The sequence below is a fragment of the Microvirga sp. jy35 genome, assembly GCF_056148915.1.
The window spans coordinates 76,013-90,890 of the sequence record NZ_JBWBEW010000014.1 but is presented as its reverse complement, the minus strand read 5'-3'; the positions used below and the strand labels follow the sequence as shown (position 1 = coordinate 90,890).

General features: G+C 66.0%; 19 protein-coding genes. 16 read left to right on the top strand and 3 right to left on the bottom strand.

Translation table 11 applies throughout. The features are described from left to right. Positions 1-16 precede the first annotated feature (16 nt). The 3 genes from AC0QTX_RS13415 (at position 17) to leuC (ending at position 2,874) form a co-directional block, all read left to right on the top strand. On the top strand, positions 17-727 hold the full coding sequence (locus AC0QTX_RS13415) for a winged helix-turn-helix transcriptional regulator (protein ID WP_474604323.1): 711 nt from the start codon (positions 17-19) through the stop codon (positions 725-727). A gap of 128 nt (positions 728-855) precedes the next feature. Beyond that, positions 856-1,239: a 50S ribosomal protein L19 gene (gene rplS / locus AC0QTX_RS13410; protein ID WP_474604322.1), complete on the top strand. Its 384-nt coding sequence runs from the start codon at positions 856-858 to the stop codon at positions 1,237-1,239. 228 nt (positions 1,240-1,467) lie between these two features. Next, the gene (gene leuC / locus AC0QTX_RS13405) at positions 1,468-2,874 is read left to right on the top strand and encodes a 3-isopropylmalate dehydratase large subunit (RefSeq protein ID WP_474604321.1); all 1,407 of its coding nucleotides are present in this window, start codon (positions 1,468-1,470) and stop codon (positions 2,872-2,874) included. A 75-nt stretch (positions 2,875-2,949) separates the two neighbouring features. Here the strand turns inward: leuC and AC0QTX_RS13400 are convergent, their stop codons facing one another. Beyond that, a complete protein-coding gene (locus AC0QTX_RS13400) occupies positions 2,950-3,246 on the bottom strand; it encodes a hypothetical protein (RefSeq protein ID WP_474604320.1) in 297 nt (98 codons plus the stop codon). Positions 3,247-3,365: 119 nt separating this feature from the next. Between AC0QTX_RS13400 and AC0QTX_RS13395 the strand changes: the two genes are divergently transcribed. From AC0QTX_RS13395 to leuB, 11 genes are all read left to right on the top strand, one after another. Next, positions 3,366-3,641 (top strand): hypothetical protein, encoded by a 276-nt coding sequence (locus AC0QTX_RS13395; RefSeq protein ID WP_474604319.1) that lies wholly within the window; start codon positions 3,366-3,368, stop codon positions 3,639-3,641. Positions 3,642-3,644: 3 nt separating this feature from the next. Further along, on the top strand, positions 3,645-4,052 hold the full coding sequence (locus AC0QTX_RS13390) for a metallopeptidase family protein (protein WP_474604318.1): 408 nt from the start codon (positions 3,645-3,647) through the stop codon (positions 4,050-4,052). A 34-nt stretch (positions 4,053-4,086) separates the two neighbouring features. Then, on the top strand, positions 4,087-4,926 hold the full coding sequence (locus tag AC0QTX_RS13385; RefSeq protein ID WP_474604317.1) for a YdcF family protein: 840 nt from the start codon (positions 4,087-4,089) through the stop codon (positions 4,924-4,926). A gap of 68 nt (positions 4,927-4,994) precedes the next feature. Further along, positions 4,995-5,597, top strand: coding sequence for a 3-isopropylmalate dehydratase small subunit (gene leuD / locus AC0QTX_RS13380; RefSeq protein ID WP_474604316.1), 603 nt, complete (start codon positions 4,995-4,997; stop codon positions 5,595-5,597). 30 nt (positions 5,598-5,627) lie between these two features. Next, positions 5,628-6,008 (top strand): cupin domain-containing protein, encoded by a 381-nt coding sequence (locus AC0QTX_RS13375; RefSeq protein ID WP_474604315.1) that lies wholly within the window; start codon positions 5,628-5,630, stop codon positions 6,006-6,008. A gap of 81 nt (positions 6,009-6,089) precedes the next feature. Beyond that, positions 6,090-7,280, top strand: coding sequence for a lytic murein transglycosylase (locus AC0QTX_RS13370; RefSeq protein WP_474604314.1), 1,191 nt, complete (start codon positions 6,090-6,092; stop codon positions 7,278-7,280). 6 nt (positions 7,281-7,286) lie between these two features. Beyond that, positions 7,287-7,910 carry a LysE family translocator gene (locus tag AC0QTX_RS13365; RefSeq protein WP_474604313.1) on the top strand — a complete coding sequence of 208 codons (624 nt, stop codon included), beginning with the start codon at positions 7,287-7,289 and terminating at the stop codon, positions 7,908-7,910. A gap of 73 nt (positions 7,911-7,983) precedes the next feature. Further along, positions 7,984-8,724, top strand: a complete 741-nt coding sequence (locus AC0QTX_RS13360) for a metallophosphoesterase family protein (protein ID WP_474604312.1) — start codon at positions 7,984-7,986, stop codon at positions 8,722-8,724. 3 nt (positions 8,725-8,727) lie between these two features. Then, positions 8,728-10,137, top strand: coding sequence for a serine/threonine protein kinase (locus AC0QTX_RS13355; protein ID WP_474604311.1), 1,410 nt, complete (start codon positions 8,728-8,730; stop codon positions 10,135-10,137). 108 nt (positions 10,138-10,245) lie between these two features. Next, complete coding sequence (locus tag AC0QTX_RS13350) at positions 10,246-10,635, top strand: RidA family protein (RefSeq protein ID WP_474604310.1); 390 nt, start codon at positions 10,246-10,248, stop codon at positions 10,633-10,635. 86 nt (positions 10,636-10,721) lie between these two features. Then, a complete protein-coding gene (gene leuB / locus AC0QTX_RS13345; RefSeq protein ID WP_474604309.1) occupies positions 10,722-11,828 on the top strand; it encodes a 3-isopropylmalate dehydrogenase in 1,107 nt (368 codons plus the stop codon). Between the two features lie 46 nt (positions 11,829-11,874). Here the strand turns inward: leuB and AC0QTX_RS13340 are convergent, their stop codons facing one another. Continuing rightward, on the bottom strand, positions 11,875-12,195 hold the full coding sequence (locus AC0QTX_RS13340; protein WP_036346607.1) for a hypothetical protein: 321 nt from the start codon (positions 12,193-12,195) through the stop codon (positions 11,875-11,877). A 143-nt stretch (positions 12,196-12,338) separates the two neighbouring features. Between AC0QTX_RS13340 and AC0QTX_RS13335 the strand changes: the two genes are divergently transcribed. Further along, a complete protein-coding gene (locus tag AC0QTX_RS13335) occupies positions 12,339-13,463 on the top strand; it encodes a sulfite oxidase (protein WP_474604308.1) in 1,125 nt (374 codons plus the stop codon). Here AC0QTX_RS13335 and AC0QTX_RS13330 read toward each other — a convergent pair. Next, positions 13,441-14,256: a hypothetical protein gene (locus tag AC0QTX_RS13330; RefSeq protein ID WP_474604307.1), complete on the bottom strand. Its 816-nt coding sequence runs from the start codon at positions 14,254-14,256 to the stop codon at positions 13,441-13,443. The two genes, AC0QTX_RS13335 and AC0QTX_RS13330, sit on opposite strands and share 23 nt — an antisense overlap. 96 nt (positions 14,257-14,352) lie before the next feature. On the opposite strand from AC0QTX_RS13330, the gene AC0QTX_RS13325 reads away from it, so the two are divergent. After that, positions 14,353-14,835, top strand: coding sequence for an N-acetyltransferase family protein (locus AC0QTX_RS13325; protein WP_474604306.1), 483 nt, complete (start codon positions 14,353-14,355; stop codon positions 14,833-14,835). The last annotated feature ends 43 nt before the right edge of the window (positions 14,836-14,878 follow it).

The following is a 14,878-nucleotide window of genomic DNA, read 5'->3' as shown; positions in this document are numbered from 1 at the left end:
TGGTAGCGCTTTTCTCATGGCAGGTTACGGTCAGTTCTGTTCCGTCGCCCGCGCCCACGAGGCCGTCGGCGGGCGCTGGACCCTTCTCGTGGTGCGCGAGCTTCTCTGCGGCAGCCGCCGGTTCAACGACATCCGCCGCGGCATCCCGCGCATCTCCCGCACCATGCTGTCCGAGCGCCTGCAGGAACTGGTTCATGCCGGAGCGGTGTCGCGCGTTGAAGGCGAGCACGGCCCGGAATATGCGCTCACCGAAGCCGGCCGGGAGCTGATGGGGATCGTGGGCGCGCTCGGCACCTGGGGCCAGCGATGGCTGCCGCGCCGTGCTGAGGACGAGGACCTCGATCTCGAGCCCGTTTTGGTCGACATGCAGCGGCGGGTGCGCGTGGATGCCCTGCCGAAGGACCCCATCGTTATCCGCTTCACGGTCGAGGGGCAGCGCCAGCCACGCTTCCTCTTGCTCAAGGAGGGGGAGGTTTCGCTCTGCACGCAGAACCCGGGCTTCCCGGAGCCGCTCCGGATCCGCGCCCGCCTGCCTGCGCTGGTCGCCTGGTGGCGGGGCGACGTGAGCTTTACCGAGGCGCAGCGGATAGGCCTGATCGTGGAAGGGTCGCGCGAACTCGCAAAGGCGTTCCCGGACTGGTTCGAGCGGTACATGTTTGCGGAGGTCGTGCCTGCTGCAGAGGTTCAAACAGCAATCATCCCGGACGGCGGAGCCGATCCGGGATGACGGAAGGTGCAGAGGCTCGACAACCCCCCCAAACTCCTGTATAGGCGCGGCCTCAACTTAAAACAGGACGCCGAAATCCAGCGGGTCCGGGGCTTGCCCTGAGGCCGCGCAACGGCAGGAGTACAGACATGAACATCATTCAGCAGCTCGAGCAGGAGCAGATCGCCAAGCTCGCCAAGACGATCCCGGATTTCCAGCCCGGCGACACCGTCATCGTCAACGTGAAGGTGAAGGAAGGCGAGCGCTCGCGCATCCAGGCCTATGAAGGCGTCTGCATTGCCCGTTCGGGCGGCGGCCTCCAGGAGAGCTTCACGGTTCGCAAGATCTCCTACGGCGAAGGCGTCGAGCGCGTGTTCCCGATCTATTCGCCGAACGTCGACTCGATCAAGGTGGTGCGCCGCGGTGCCGTCCGCCGCGCCAAGCTCTATTACCTGCGCGACCGTCGCGGCAAGTCGGCCCGTATCGCCGAGCGCACCGAGAAGAGGACCGAGACCCCGGCTGCGGCCGAGTAAGGCTCGCGCTTCACGGCAGAATTTGACAAAGCGCGGTGCAAACCGCGCTTTTTTGCTGATGGGGCAAGCTTTGCGGACGATCCGGCGCGACAAAAATATAATTGCGCGCTGCATCATCTCTGCTATGCGATCATTTCAATGCGGCCTGCGCCAAAGGATCTTCTCCCGGGAGGGCCGAGCCGCTAAACACGCTGAAATCACCCTTGTCGAGACCGTTGGAAGAGAACCATGGCCAAAGCCCGCACCCTCTATGACAAGATCTGGGACGATCACGTCGTCGATCAGCAGGATGACGGAACGTGCCTTCTCTACATCGACCGCCACCTCGTCCATGAGGTGACCAGCCCCCAGGCTTTCGAAGGCCTGCGCATGACCGGCCGTCAGGTGCGCCAGCCGCACAAGACCCTGGCGGTGGTGGACCATAACGTTCCGACTACCGACCGCTCCCACGGCATCGAGGATCCCGAGGCCGCCACCCAGGTGGCGGCTCTCGCCCAGAACGCCAAGGATTTCGGCGTCGAGTATTTCAACGAGCTCGACACCCGCCAGGGCATCGTCCACGTGGTGGGCCCCGAGCAGGGCTTTACGCTACCGGGCATGACCATCGTGTGCGGCGACAGCCACACCTCGACCCACGGCGCCTTCGGGTCGCTGGCCCATGGCATCGGCACGTCGGAGGTCGAGCACGTGCTCGCCACCCAGACGCTGATCCAGAAGAAGGCCAGGAACATGCGCGTGACCGTGGACGGGCAGCTGCCCGCCGGCGTCACGGCCAAGGACATCATCCTGGCCATCATCGGCGAGATCGGCACCGCCGGCGGCACCGGCCACGTGATCGAATATGCGGGCGAGGCCATCCGGTTCCTGTCCATGGAAGGCCGCATGACCATCTGCAACATGTCGATCGAGGGCGGTGCCCGCGCCGGCATGGTGGCCCCCGATGAGAAGACCTATGCCTATCTCAAGGACAGGCCCAAGGCGCCGAAGGGCGAGGCCTGGGATGCGGCCGTGCGCTACTGGGACAGCTTGCGCACCGACGAAGGCGCGTTCTTCGACAGCGAGATCCGCCTCGATGCGGCCAACCTTCCGCCCATCGTCACCTGGGGCACGTCTCCTGAGGACGTGATCTCGGTCACCGGCGTGGTGCCGAACCCGGATGAGATCCAGGATGAGAACAAGCGCCGCTCCAAGTGGCGCGCCCTGGAGTATATGGGCCTTACCCCCGGGACGAAGATCACCGACATCGCGCTCGACCGCGTGTTCATCGGCTCCTGCACCAACGGGCGCATCGAGGACCTGCGGGAAGTGGCCAAGGTGGTGGAAGGCAAGCGCGTGGCGGGAACCGTCAGCGCCATGATCGTGCCCGGCTCCGGCATCGTGAAGATGCAGGCGGAGGCCGAAGGGCTGGACAGGATCTTCAGGGAAGCCGGCTTCGACTGGCGCGAGCCCGGCTGCTCCATGTGCCTGGCCATGAACGCCGACCGGCTGGCTCCGGGGGAGCGCTGCGCCTCCACGTCGAACCGCAACTTCGAGGGCCGTCAGGGCTTCAAGGGCCGCACCCACCTCGTCTCGCCCGCCATGGCGGCGGCGGCGGCGATCGCGGGCCGCTTCGTGGACATCCGCACCTTCGGCTGATCCACCGCGCCGCTCGAAACGAAAAGGCCGTGACTCGGGCGAGGCACGGCCTTTCTCATGAAAGATGCTTAAAGCTCAGTCCACATAGACCCGCCGACCGCCGGCCACCACCTGGCGGCAGCGCTCGACCGGGCGGCGGACGACGACGCCGTTGCGGCGGACACGCTCTTCCATCACCGTGCGGCAGACCGTGCGGGTGCGGGCGGGACGCACCACACGGCGCTCGATGATCCGCTCACGGTAGGCCGGGCGGTTCTGCTCCAGGCGAACGCCGTTCGGGCCGATCCGCACATCGACGCCTTGGGCCGACGCCGTGCCGGCACCGAGAAAAGTCAGCCCGGCCACAGCCAGGACACCGAGAATCGTACGCATTGTTGCCTCTTCAAGAATTGGTTATCCGGGGCAGTTAACGGCTGAGCCTCTGAGGCGTTCCGTTGCGAAGGGGCTGTTGAGGCGTCATGGTGAAGCCAATGTTAAGCCGGGAGGCACCGATGAACGACCGCGAGCGGCACACCCGCGAGGCCTCAGAGGCCCGCGAGGCCTTGGAGCGGGTGCAGCGGGACACGGAGACGCTGGGCTCCTCCGCGCTCGCCCGCATGGGCCGCCGGGCTGGCGATCATCTCAGTGCAAGGGACGCCATGGGGGCGGGCCCGGACGGCGACACCGACCCGATCGAGCTCTGGGGCCGCCGCATCGGACGCGTCCTGTCCCTGATCGGCGTCGTGATCCTCGGCTTCTGGCTCCTCGTTCAACTCGACGTCCTCTAGACCATGACCGATCTGGCCAACCTCCAGGCACCCTCCCTCGACGACATGGAAACCCTGGCCGAGGCAGCCTATGCGCGCCTGCCGGGGGCGTTCCGCGCCCTGTGCGAGGGGGTGGTGATCCGGGTCGAGGATTTCCCCGACGACGAGACCTTAAGCGAGATGGGCTGCGAGACGCCTTTCGATCTTCTGGGCCTCTTCCGCGGCATCGGCCTCGCCCAGGGCGGCGCCATGATGCAGACGGGCCAGTTCCCCAACATGGTCTGGCTCTACCGCCGCCCGATCCTCGATTACTGGGCCGAGCACGAGGAATCCCTGGGCCACATCGTCACCCACGTGCTCGTCCACGAGATCGGCCACCATTTCGGTCTCTCCGACGAGGACATGGAAGCGATCGAGGCTGCTGCTGGATAGCCCCTGTCACAACTTCTCACCCGTGAACCCACCCATGGATCAGAACGCCTTTCGGTTCACGCCGCGGAGTGTAGCGGCGCTCAATGAAGTGGCCGCTTTCCTGGCTTTGGACGACTTTGGGCCTAAAGGATCTGACGGCTTGCCTGAGGACATGGCGGCTCGGTCCATCGATTGCGTCATCCTGGCGGGCAATTGCGTTCTCGAGACAGCCGAGGGCGCCTTTCGTGCCATCAAGAGCCGTGTCAGCTCAAAACTCCTGATCACGGGTGGGATCGGCCATGCAACGGAGGTTTTGCGCCGGAAGGTCGCAACACACCCGGTCTACCGAGCCGTAGGAACCGAGGCGCGAACCGAGGCTCACATCCTTGCAGATATCGCCGAGCGCTTCTGGAGCATCGATCGGTCCAGCATTCTCATCGAGCCTGATTCCACCAACAGCGGCGAGAACGCCAAGTTCTCGCGCAAGGTCATGGAGGATTCCGGCCTGCCCATGAGAGCGATCCTGCTGATTCAGGTTCCGACGATGCAAAGGCGGGCCGATGCCACATTCCGCAAGGTCTGGAGCGACCTGCCCAGCCTGTCTATCCTCAACTGGCCGACATTCACGCCTCGCGTCAGCCTCGCGGGGGAGGAGCTTCGGTTCGCCTTGAGCGGGGTTGCCGGATTGTGGTCGATGGACCGGTTCCTCTCCCTGGTCATGGGAGAGATCCCCCGATTGCGCGACGACCCTCATGGGTATGGCCCCAGGGGCAAGGGATTCATCGTTCATGTCGAAATCCCGGTCCGGATCGAGGCTGCCTATGCGGACCTGGAGGAAAGCTTGGCTGTCGGCAGTGACGACCGCTCGACCCTCATGCGGCCATCGTTGCCCTAGCGGTCTCCGAGAGCCTTTGATATGAGGCGTCTGTAGCGGCCCGGCTGCCGCCCGAAGGATTGAGGACAATGGACAAGTTCACCGTGCTGGAAAGCGTCGCGGCGCCGCTGCGGATCATCAATATCGACACCGATATGATCATCCCCAAGCAGTACCTGAAGACGATCAAGCGCACGGGGCTCGGCACCGGCCTCTTCTCGGAGATGCGCTACCGCGAGGACGGCTCGGAGAACCCGGACTTCGTCCTCAACCAGCCGGCCTACCGCAATGCCAGGATCCTAGTGGCGGGCGACAATTTCGGCTGCGGCTCGTCCCGCGAGCATGCCCCTTGGGCCCTGCTCGATTTCGGCATCCGCTGCGTGATCTCCACGAGCTTCGCCGACATCTTCTACAACAACTGCTTCCAGAACGGCATCCTGCCGATCACGGTCTCTCCGGAAGACCTGGAAAAGCTCTTCGACGATGCCAGCCGCGGCGCCAACGCCACCCTGACGGTCGATCTCGAGAACCAGGAGATCCGCGGCCCCGACGGCGGCAAGATCACCTTCGACATCGACCCGTTCAAGAAGCACTGCATGCTCAACGGCCTCGACGGCATCGGGCTCACCATGGAAAAGGCTTCCGCCATCGACAGCTTCGAGAAGAAGCTCTCGGAGCGCGCCTGGGCTTAAGCTATCATCCTCAGGACATGAGGATGAGCAATGACACAGGGCAAGCCACGGATTCTTGATCGCGCCGAATGGGCGACCCATCCCGACCTTTTCTGGAAGGGCCACGTCGAGGGGCATACCTTCGGCACCGGCGCGACCGTGCTGTTCTATTCCACGGAAGAGGTCGGCGTCGGGCCGAAATGGCACGTTCATCCCTACGACGAGATCTTCATCATCCGCGAGGGGCGGGCGCTCTTCACCGTGGGCGACCAGCGCTTCGAATGCGAGAAGGGCCAGGTCGTCTTCGGACCAGCCCATGTTCCGCACAAGTTCGTCAATCTCGGTCCGGGGCGGCTGGAGACCACCGACGTTCATGTGAACGACCGTTGGATCCAGTGCAATCTTCCCGATCCGGAGATCGAGGCCGGCTGAGCCGAGGTTCGGTCATGACGAAAGCGTGAGGCACGGCCCCGTTTTCACAAGATTAACCAAATTCCCTGCAAGGTGCGGCGCATGAAGAATCTTCTTGCCCCCACTCTGTTCGTTCTCGCAGGCCTCGGCCTTGCCACCCCGGCTGCGGCCCAGGCCGATTTCGGCTCCTGCCTCGCCGGCCTGAAATCCCAGGCCGCTGCCAAGGGCATTTCCGGCCAGGCTTTCGATGTCGCGACCCGCGGCATCACCCCGGACCTGACGATCCTCGACCTCATGAGCAACCAGCCGGAGTTCAAGACGCCGATCTGGGACTACCTCGCCGCCCTCGTGGACGACGAGCGGGTGCAGGACGGCCGCACGGCTATGCGCCAGTGGGGTCAGGCCCTGGCTTCGGCGGAAGCCCGCTTCGGCGTCGACCGCCATGCCATCGCGGGCGTCTGGGGCGTGGAATCGAATTTCGGCAAGGATATCGGCGGGCGGCCCCTCGTGCAGTCGCTCACGACCCTCGTCTGCTACGCGCCCCGCCGCAACGAGTATTTCAAGGGCGAGCTGATGGCGACGCTCAAGATCGTGCAGGACGGGGATATCAACCCGGCGAATCTGCGCGGCTCCTGGGCCGGCGCCTTCGGCCACACCCAGTTCATGCCCTCCACCTTCCAGCGCCTTGCCGTCGATGGCGACGGGGACGGCCGCCGCGACATCATGAATTCCGTGCCGGATGCGGTGCATTCCACGGCGAACTTCCTCAAGAAGGCCGGCTGGGTGAACGGGCTGCCCTGGGGCTACGAGGTGCGCCTGCCGGCGAACTTCAACCAGGGCCTCGCCGGGCGCAAGAACAAGAAGCCGCTGTCCACCTGGGCCGCCATGGGCGTGCGCCGCCTCGACGGGCGTCCGCTCGAGGGCAGTTACGCGGCCGGCATCATCATCCCGGCGGGCGTGAACGGCCCCGCCTTCATCGTCACAAGGAACTTCGACGCGGTCTATTCCTACAATGCCGCCGAGTCCTACGGACTGGCCATCGCCCTGTTAGGGGATCGCCTGAAGGGCCTGCCGGGCATCCAGACCGCTTGGCCGACCGACGATCCGCCCCTGTCGCGTGCCCAGCGCCGCGAGCTGCAGACCCTGCTCACCGCCCGCGGCTACGATGTGGGCGAGCCGGACGGCAGGATCGGCTCCAAGACCCGCGAGGCGATCAAGGACGTGGAGCGCCGCATCGGCCTTGAGCCGCGCGGCCGGCCCGGCGGCAAGGTGCTGCAGGCGCTGCGGGGGTAGGGGCCGATGAGCGGGAGCACGCTTCTTCTCTTCGTGCCGGCGTGCTTCGCCCTGAATCTGGCTTTCGGCCCCAACAACCTGCTGTCGCTCACATACGGATTGCAGCAGGGCGTGCGCACGGCCGTCCTCGCCTCGGGAGGACGGCTCGTCGCCTTCGCGCTGATGATCGGACTGACGGCTCTTGGCGTCGGCGCGGTGCTTGCCGCGTCAGAGACGGCGTTCACGATCCTCAAATGGGCGGGCGCCGCCTATCTGGTCTGGCTCGGATTCAGGATCCTGCGGGCCTCCGGCGCGGTAAAGGCCTCGCTCGAGCCTGCGCCTGAACGCTCCCTGCGGTCCTTGAGCCTGCAGGAATTCTGGACTGCCATCGGCAACCCCAAGGCGATCCTGATCTTCACGGCCTTCCTGCCGCAATTCATCGAGCCGCAGGCATACTGGACGAGCTTTGCGCTGACCGGCCTGATCTTCCTCGTGCTGGAAGTTCTTGCCGTGCTCTTCTATGCGGTGCTCGGCCAGCGCTTGAGTGCCTTGAGCCGCAGCAGGCACGTCTTCGGCTGGCTCAACCGCATCTCCGGCGCGACGATGATCGGCTTCGGCGTCGCGCTCCTGTTCACCCGGCGCCCCGCCTGACCCGTTCTCCGAGCCGTTCGACTCTTCCACCAGCTAGCTTGCCGCGCCGGCGCGTTTGCGGTTGTACTACCCCATGCTCATCGCCATCCTCACCGACATCCACGGCAACCGCGAAGCGCTCTCGGCCTGCCTCGCCCATGCGCGCCTGCTCAAGGTCGACCGCTTCGTCTTCCTGGGCGACTATGTCGGCTACGGGGCCGATCCCGCCTGGGTGGTCGATACGGTCAGGACCCTGGTGGATCAGGGCGCCATCGCGCTCCTCGGCAATCATGACGCGGCCATCGACGGGTCGGACGAGGACATGAACAGCACGGCCCGGCAGGCGATCCAGTGGACCCGCGGGCAGCTCGGGCCCGAGCAGCGCCGGTTCCTGGCCGATCTTCCGCTCATCCATGAGGACGGAAACGTCCTCTATGTCCACGCCAACGGCTATGCCCCGCGCAACTGGGACTACATGGACGGACCCATGGAGGCGATCCGGCATTTCTCGCGGGTCGAGGCGCACGTCACCTTCTGCGGCCATGTGCATGTGCCCATGCTCTACCATATGAGCACCACCGCGAAGGTAGGAAGCTTCTCGCCGGTGGCCGACAACGACATCCCGCTTCTGCCGACCCGCACGTGGCTTGCCGTCATCGGCGCGGTCGGGCAGCCGCGGGACGGGGTGGCGGCGGCGAACTACGCGGTCTTCGATACGGCCCGTCAGAACCTGCGCTACCTGCGCGTGCCCTACGACACGGCCGCGGCCGCCCGGAAGGTGCGGCAGGCAGGCTTGCCTGAGAAGCTCGCGCTTCGCCTCGAACAGGGCCGCTGACGCATGCGCTGGCGTCTTGAGCCCGGCATGGTGATCGACGGCTTCGAGCTGCGGGAGCATTTGAGCACCGGCGGCATGGCGCTGCTCTGGACCGTCGTCCGAGAAGGCGATCCGACGCCACTCGTGATGAAGATCCCGCTGCTCCTCGACAGCGACGATCCGTTGCCCATCGTATGCTTCGAGACCGAGCAGATGATCATGCCGCGTCTGTCGGGGCCGCATGTTCCCCGCTTCGTCGCGGCCGGCCCCCTCGACCCGATGCCCTACATCGTCATGGAGCGAATCCCGGGAGAATCCCTGAAGGCGCGTCTCGACGAGGTGCCGCTGCCCTGGACGGAGGTGGTGGCCATCGGGGTGAAGGTGGCCAACGCTCTGCACGACCTGCACCTCCAGCACGTGATCCACCTCGACATCAAGCCGAGCAACGTGATGATCCGGGAGACCGGGGAGGCCGTGATCATCGATTACGGTTTCGCCCGGCACGAGCAGCTGCCCGATCTCCTGGCCGAGGAATTCCGCGAGCCCTTCGGAACCACGCCCTACATGGCGCCCGAGCAGGTGCTGCAGGATCGGGCCGATCCGCGCAGCGATCTCTTCGCCCTCGGCGTCATGCTGTATTTCTTCGTCACCGGCGAGCGCCCCTTCGGCAACCCCCGCGGCGGTCAGATCCGCCGCCGCCTGTGGCGCGATCCGGTGCCGCCGCGGGCGCTCAGCCGCGACTGCCCGCCCTGGCTGCAGGAGATCATCCTGCGCTGCCTGGAGGTCGACCCGCAGGACCGCTATGCGACGGCCGCCCAGCTCGCCCTCGACCTGGACAACCCCGATCAGGTGACGCTCACGGAGCGTGCCGGACGCCTGGAGCGGGACAGCGGAATGAAGACCTTCCGGCGCTGGCTCAAGGCCCGGAAGGCTCAACCCCTTGAGGCGCCCAACATCGCCGGCCAGCTCTCCCGCGCGCCCATCGTGCTCGCCGCCGTGGACCTGTCGCCCGGCAGCGAGGATCTGGCCGGATCCTTACGCCTGATGGTCCAGCGCATCCTGTCCATCGAGGGCGAGGCGCGGATCGCCTGCGTCAACATCCTGAAAACCTCGCGCATCGCCGTCGACATCCTGGAGGACGCGGAGGGCAACAGCCTTCACGTCCAGCGCCTCGTGCAGCTCAGGCACTGGGCCTCGTCCCTGGAGATCCCGAAGGAGAGGATCTCCTACAGCGTGCTGGAGGCTCCCGATCCGGCGGCGGCTCTCGTCGACTACGCCCGGCACAACAATGTCGACCACATCGTGATCGGCGCGCGAGCCTCCTCGGCGCTCCGGCGCTACCTGGGGAGCGTCTCGTCCCAGGTGGTGGCGGAGGCCCCGTGCTCGGTCACGGTGGTGCGGACGCCCAAGGATCGCCGGGAAGCGAACGGCTGACCGGCTTTCTCTTCAGTTTGGCCATGTCTCAAGGTGTATTCGAGGTGCAGGGTCTTGCAGGCCTTGGAGGCCCATTGCTACGCTTGCCTCGACATCAGGGAAACTCCCATGACACGCCAGCTCATCTCCTCCGGCTCTCCCATGGAGAAGGTCTACGGGTACTCGCGCGCCGTTGTGCACGATCCCTGGATCTTCATGGCCGGCACGACCGGTTACGATTATGAGACCAAGCAGGTCCCGGACGATGTGGTGCAGCAGACGCGCAATTGCTGGCAGACGATCGAGCGCTTCCTCAAAGAGGCAGGATCCGGCCTCGAGGATATCGTTCGCGTGACCTATTATGCGACCGAGACGGACGATGCCGAGGCCATTCTCGCAATCTGCGGGGAGATCCTCCGCGATATCCGTCCGGCAACGACCTTTCTGGTGGTCAAAGCGCTTTTCCTCCCCGAGATGAAGATCGAGATCGAGGTCACGGCCCTGAAGGGCTCCGCCTAACGGCCAACGCGATGAATGCTTGCCAAGCGGCCTGTTCGGCCCTTTAAGAGCCCTGCATTCGATCACAGCAGAACAGGGGTCTTCCCATGGCAACGCACAAGCTTCTCCTTCTCCCCGGCGACGGCATCGGTCCGGAGGTCATGCGCGAGGTCGAGAAGATCGTAGGCTGGTTCCGCAAGCGCGGTGTGGGCTTCGAGACCGAGACCGATCTCGTCGGCGGCTCGGCCTACGACGCCCACGGGGCTGCGATTTCGGAAGACGCCATGAAGCTGGCGCAGGCTGCCGACGCCGTGCTCTTCGGCGCGGTGGGCGGCGCGAAATGGGACAGCGTGCCTTACGCGGTGCGCCCCGAGGCCGGCCTGCTGCGCCTGCGCAAGGATCTCGGCCTCTTTGCGAATCTTCGCCCGGCGATCTGCTATCCGGCGCTGGCGGATGCCTCCTCGCTCAAGCGCGAGGTGGTGGAAGGCCTCGACATCATGATCGTGCGCGAGCTCACCGGTGGCGTGTATTTCGGCGAGCCCAAGGAGATCGTGACCCTGGAGGACGGCTCCCAGCGCGCGGTCGACACGCAGATCTATCACACCCATGAAGTGGAGCGCATCGCGCGAGTGGCCTTCGACCTCGCCAAGAAGCGCCGCAACAAGGTGTCGTCTGCGGAAAAATTCAACGTGATGAAGACCGGCGTGTTCTGGCGCCAGGTGGTCACGCGCATCCACAAGCAGGAGTTCTCCGAGGTCGAGCTCGAGCACGTGCTCGCCGACAACTGCGCCATGCAGCTCGTGCGCTATCCGAAGCAGTTCGACGTGATCGTCACCGACAACCTGTTTGGCGATATCCTGTCGGATATCGCCGCGATGCTCACCGGCTCGCTCGGCATGCTCCCGTCCGCATCGCTTGGAGCGGAGGATCCGGCCACGGCTAAGCGCAAGGCGCTCTACGAGCCGGTCCACGGATCGGCGCCGGACATCGCCGGCAAGGGGCTTGCCAACCCGATCGCCATGATCGGCTCCTTCGGCATGGCGCTTCGCTATTCCTTCGGCCTCCTCGACGAGGCGGACCGCCTCGACAAGGCCATCGCCAACGTGCTGGCCTCCGGCACCCGCACCAAGGACATCGCCGGTCCCGGCATGAACGCGGTGGGCACGCAGGACGTGGGCGATGCCATCGTCAAGGAGCTGGAAGCTCTCGCGTAGAACGACAACAGCCCCGGGCGATACCTGGGGCTGTTTCTTGAGAGGGTCAGCGGATCGACCCGGTCGTCTCGATGTCCGAGAACGGGTTGCGCGCGCCCACGAACGGCCCGCCGATCGGATCGGGCAGGGAGCCCTCGCCGAAGCGGTCGCGCTGATGACTCCAGGGCGGATTCGCCACGGAGGAGATCATCGGCGCCGTGACGTAGCGGTTGAGCGTGCCCGGCTGTGCCACGGGGCCTGGATCGAGGAAGCTGCGGGGCTGCACGCGAAGAACGAGGGGCCGGTCCTGAGCCTGCGCGTCCGCCACCATCGGGACGGTCGTGAGCGCAGCCAGCGAGGCCAGACCCAGAAGGGCGAAGCGGCGCATGGGATTAACCTCCAGGGGCGGCGCGCCGGCTCGCTTTGCCGGGCGCCGTCGATACGTGTGAAGACTGTCAGAACAAGCCGACCTCGCTAAAATGGTTCCGTTAAAGCACGGCGTTCACCCAGAGGTGACAAGGGAGACAACCGATGCAGCACAGGCGCAAAGGGCATGAAAGCCTCGTCGGCAAGGACGGCTTGAGCCTGTTGGGCGATGTGCCCCTCGTGGCCGAGACACCCGAGGAGCTTCTCGACGACGACACGACGCCTGTCGCACGCTTCTTCGTGCGCAACAACGGCCTGCTGCCCCAGCCTGCAACGGATACGGAAGGCTGGACCTTCACGGTCGACGGCGAGGTGGAGCGCCCGCTCACTCTCTCGCTCGCCGAACTGAAGAGCCGCTTCCCGCACAAGACCTTCCGCATGGTGCTCGAATGCGGCGGCAACGGCCGCTCCTTCTTTGAGCCGAAGGCCGAGGGCAATCCCTGGACCAATGGCGGCGTCGGCTGCGCGGAATGGACGGGCGTGTCCTTGGGCGACGTGCTGCGCGAGGCGGGCCTGAAGGAGAGCGCGCTGTTCACCGGCCATTTCGGGGCCGATCCCGACAAGCACGGCAGCCACGAGCATCAGGCCATGTCCCGCGGGGTGCCGGTCGCCAAGGCCCTGGAGGAGCATACGCTTCTGGTCTGGGCCATGAACGGCGAGCCGCTGCCCTTCATCCATGGCGGTCCGTTGCGCCTCATCGTGCCGGGCTGGCCCGGATCGCTCAGTCAGAAGTGGCTCAAGCGCATCTGGATCCGCGACCGGGAGCATGACGGTCCCGGCATGACCGGCCTGTCCTATCGCCTGCCGGTCCGTCCCCTGGCTCCGGGCTCGGATGGGCAGGACGTCGAGACCCGCATTCTCGAATCGATGCCGGTGCGCAGCATCGTCACGGCCCCGGCGGATAGCAGCCGCTATCCAGCGGGCACGCGCACCATCGGCGTTCGCGGGGCGGCCTGGGCGGGAGACGACGAGGTGGCGCGGGTCGAGGTGACCCTCGACGGCGGCGCGACCTGGATTGAGGCGGCGATGACCCCGCCGCGCAACCGCTACGACTGGACGCGCTGGCAGGCCTCTCTCGCCCTGCCCGGCGACGGTTTCTACGAGATTTTTGCCCGCGCGATCGATCGCCACGGGCGGGCGCAGCCCTTCCGCGCCGTGAACTGGAATCCCAACGGCTACGGCTGCAACGTCATGCACCGGGTGTCGGTTACGGTCGGGCCGGAGGCTTGACGGAGACAGAAGCGGTGCGGGCGCCCGGCCCGCAGGCCTCGGTCCGGTTGCGCTCGGCCCTGGCGAAGATCGCCTTCAGGGAGGGGCTCGTGCCGCCCGCGAGGGTAATCCCGTCAATGAGGCAGGCAAGCTGCATGTCGTCGGGCGCGGAGGAGCCGCAGAGCCAGCCCTGGAAGCTGAACTCCGTCTGCGCATCCGCGAAGCGGAAGGCCTGACAGGCCTGCTCGCCCCTGGCCGCCAGGGTCAGGGGAGCAGCCTCCAGGGAGCCGAACTTCGACGGAACCGTCCGGCCCTGGCCCTGATGGGCCACGGCCAGGCCTGCGCGGGCGGCGCGGCGCACGGTGTCGATGTAGAAGCTGCCCGCCGTTTCGGGCGCCCCCTGCACCAGGGACACCTGGGCATAGCGGAAATCGCCGAAGCGGCCGAGCACCAGGGTGTCCTCCCGCGCGCCGTTCGTGTGCTGACGCGCCTCCATGGCGATAGGGCCTGAAGCACCCGCGAGGGCATACGGGGCAGGGGAGGCAGGGACCGGCTTCCAGGCCGGCGCAGGCGTGACCAGAACGGAGGAAGGAACCTCCTTCGACCGCTCGGCCGGGCGGCGCGCCGGTTCCAGCTGCAGGGCCAGGTAGGCAAGGCCCGCGATGCTGCAGGATGACATAAGGATCACCCGCAGCCAGGAGGGCCGCTTACGCCTCAGGCGACGGGCCGGGCGCTCGTCGACCCAGTCGACGCCATCGTCCTCGTCCCATTCGGCATAGCCCGCCCTCGGCATCGCGCCACCACTCACGTCCACGGATCACGTCATCGAACATGTTCTACCGTGACGCTGGCCAGGCTCCGAAAGGTTTTGCTAAGCAAGGTAAACCGAAGATTAATGAGCTGAGCCCCGATGCCCGAGACTCTCGTCCGACTTGCCAACCTTGAAGACGCGGGCGAGATCGCGGCGCTGATCCGTGCCCTGGATCTGCACTATGTCGGCCCTGAGGTGGCCCAGGCCCTTGAGCCGACGGTAGCCATGGTCGAGCGATCCATGCGCGAGGCCGAAGGAACGCGCTACGCCCTGGCCTATCGCGACGGGCAGGCCGTCGGTCTCGCCTGCTTCGCCGTGCTGCGGCCCGGCTTCAGACTTTCGGGCCTTCTGTTCGTCAAGGAACTCTTCGTGGAGGGTCACGCACGGGGACATGCGGTGGGCGCCGTGCTGATGCGCTGGCTGGCGGATCATGCGCGGGCGCAGGGGCTGACTCGCATCGATCTCACCACGGATGGCACCAACCTTGGGGCACAGGCGTTCTACGAGCGCCTCGGGGCCGAGCGAATGAACAAGGTCTTCTACCGGTTCAATCTCTCGACCGATGTGCTGACGGGCGATTGAACGCGCCGGGCCCAAGGAAACGCTTGACGAAAGCGTGTCTTTG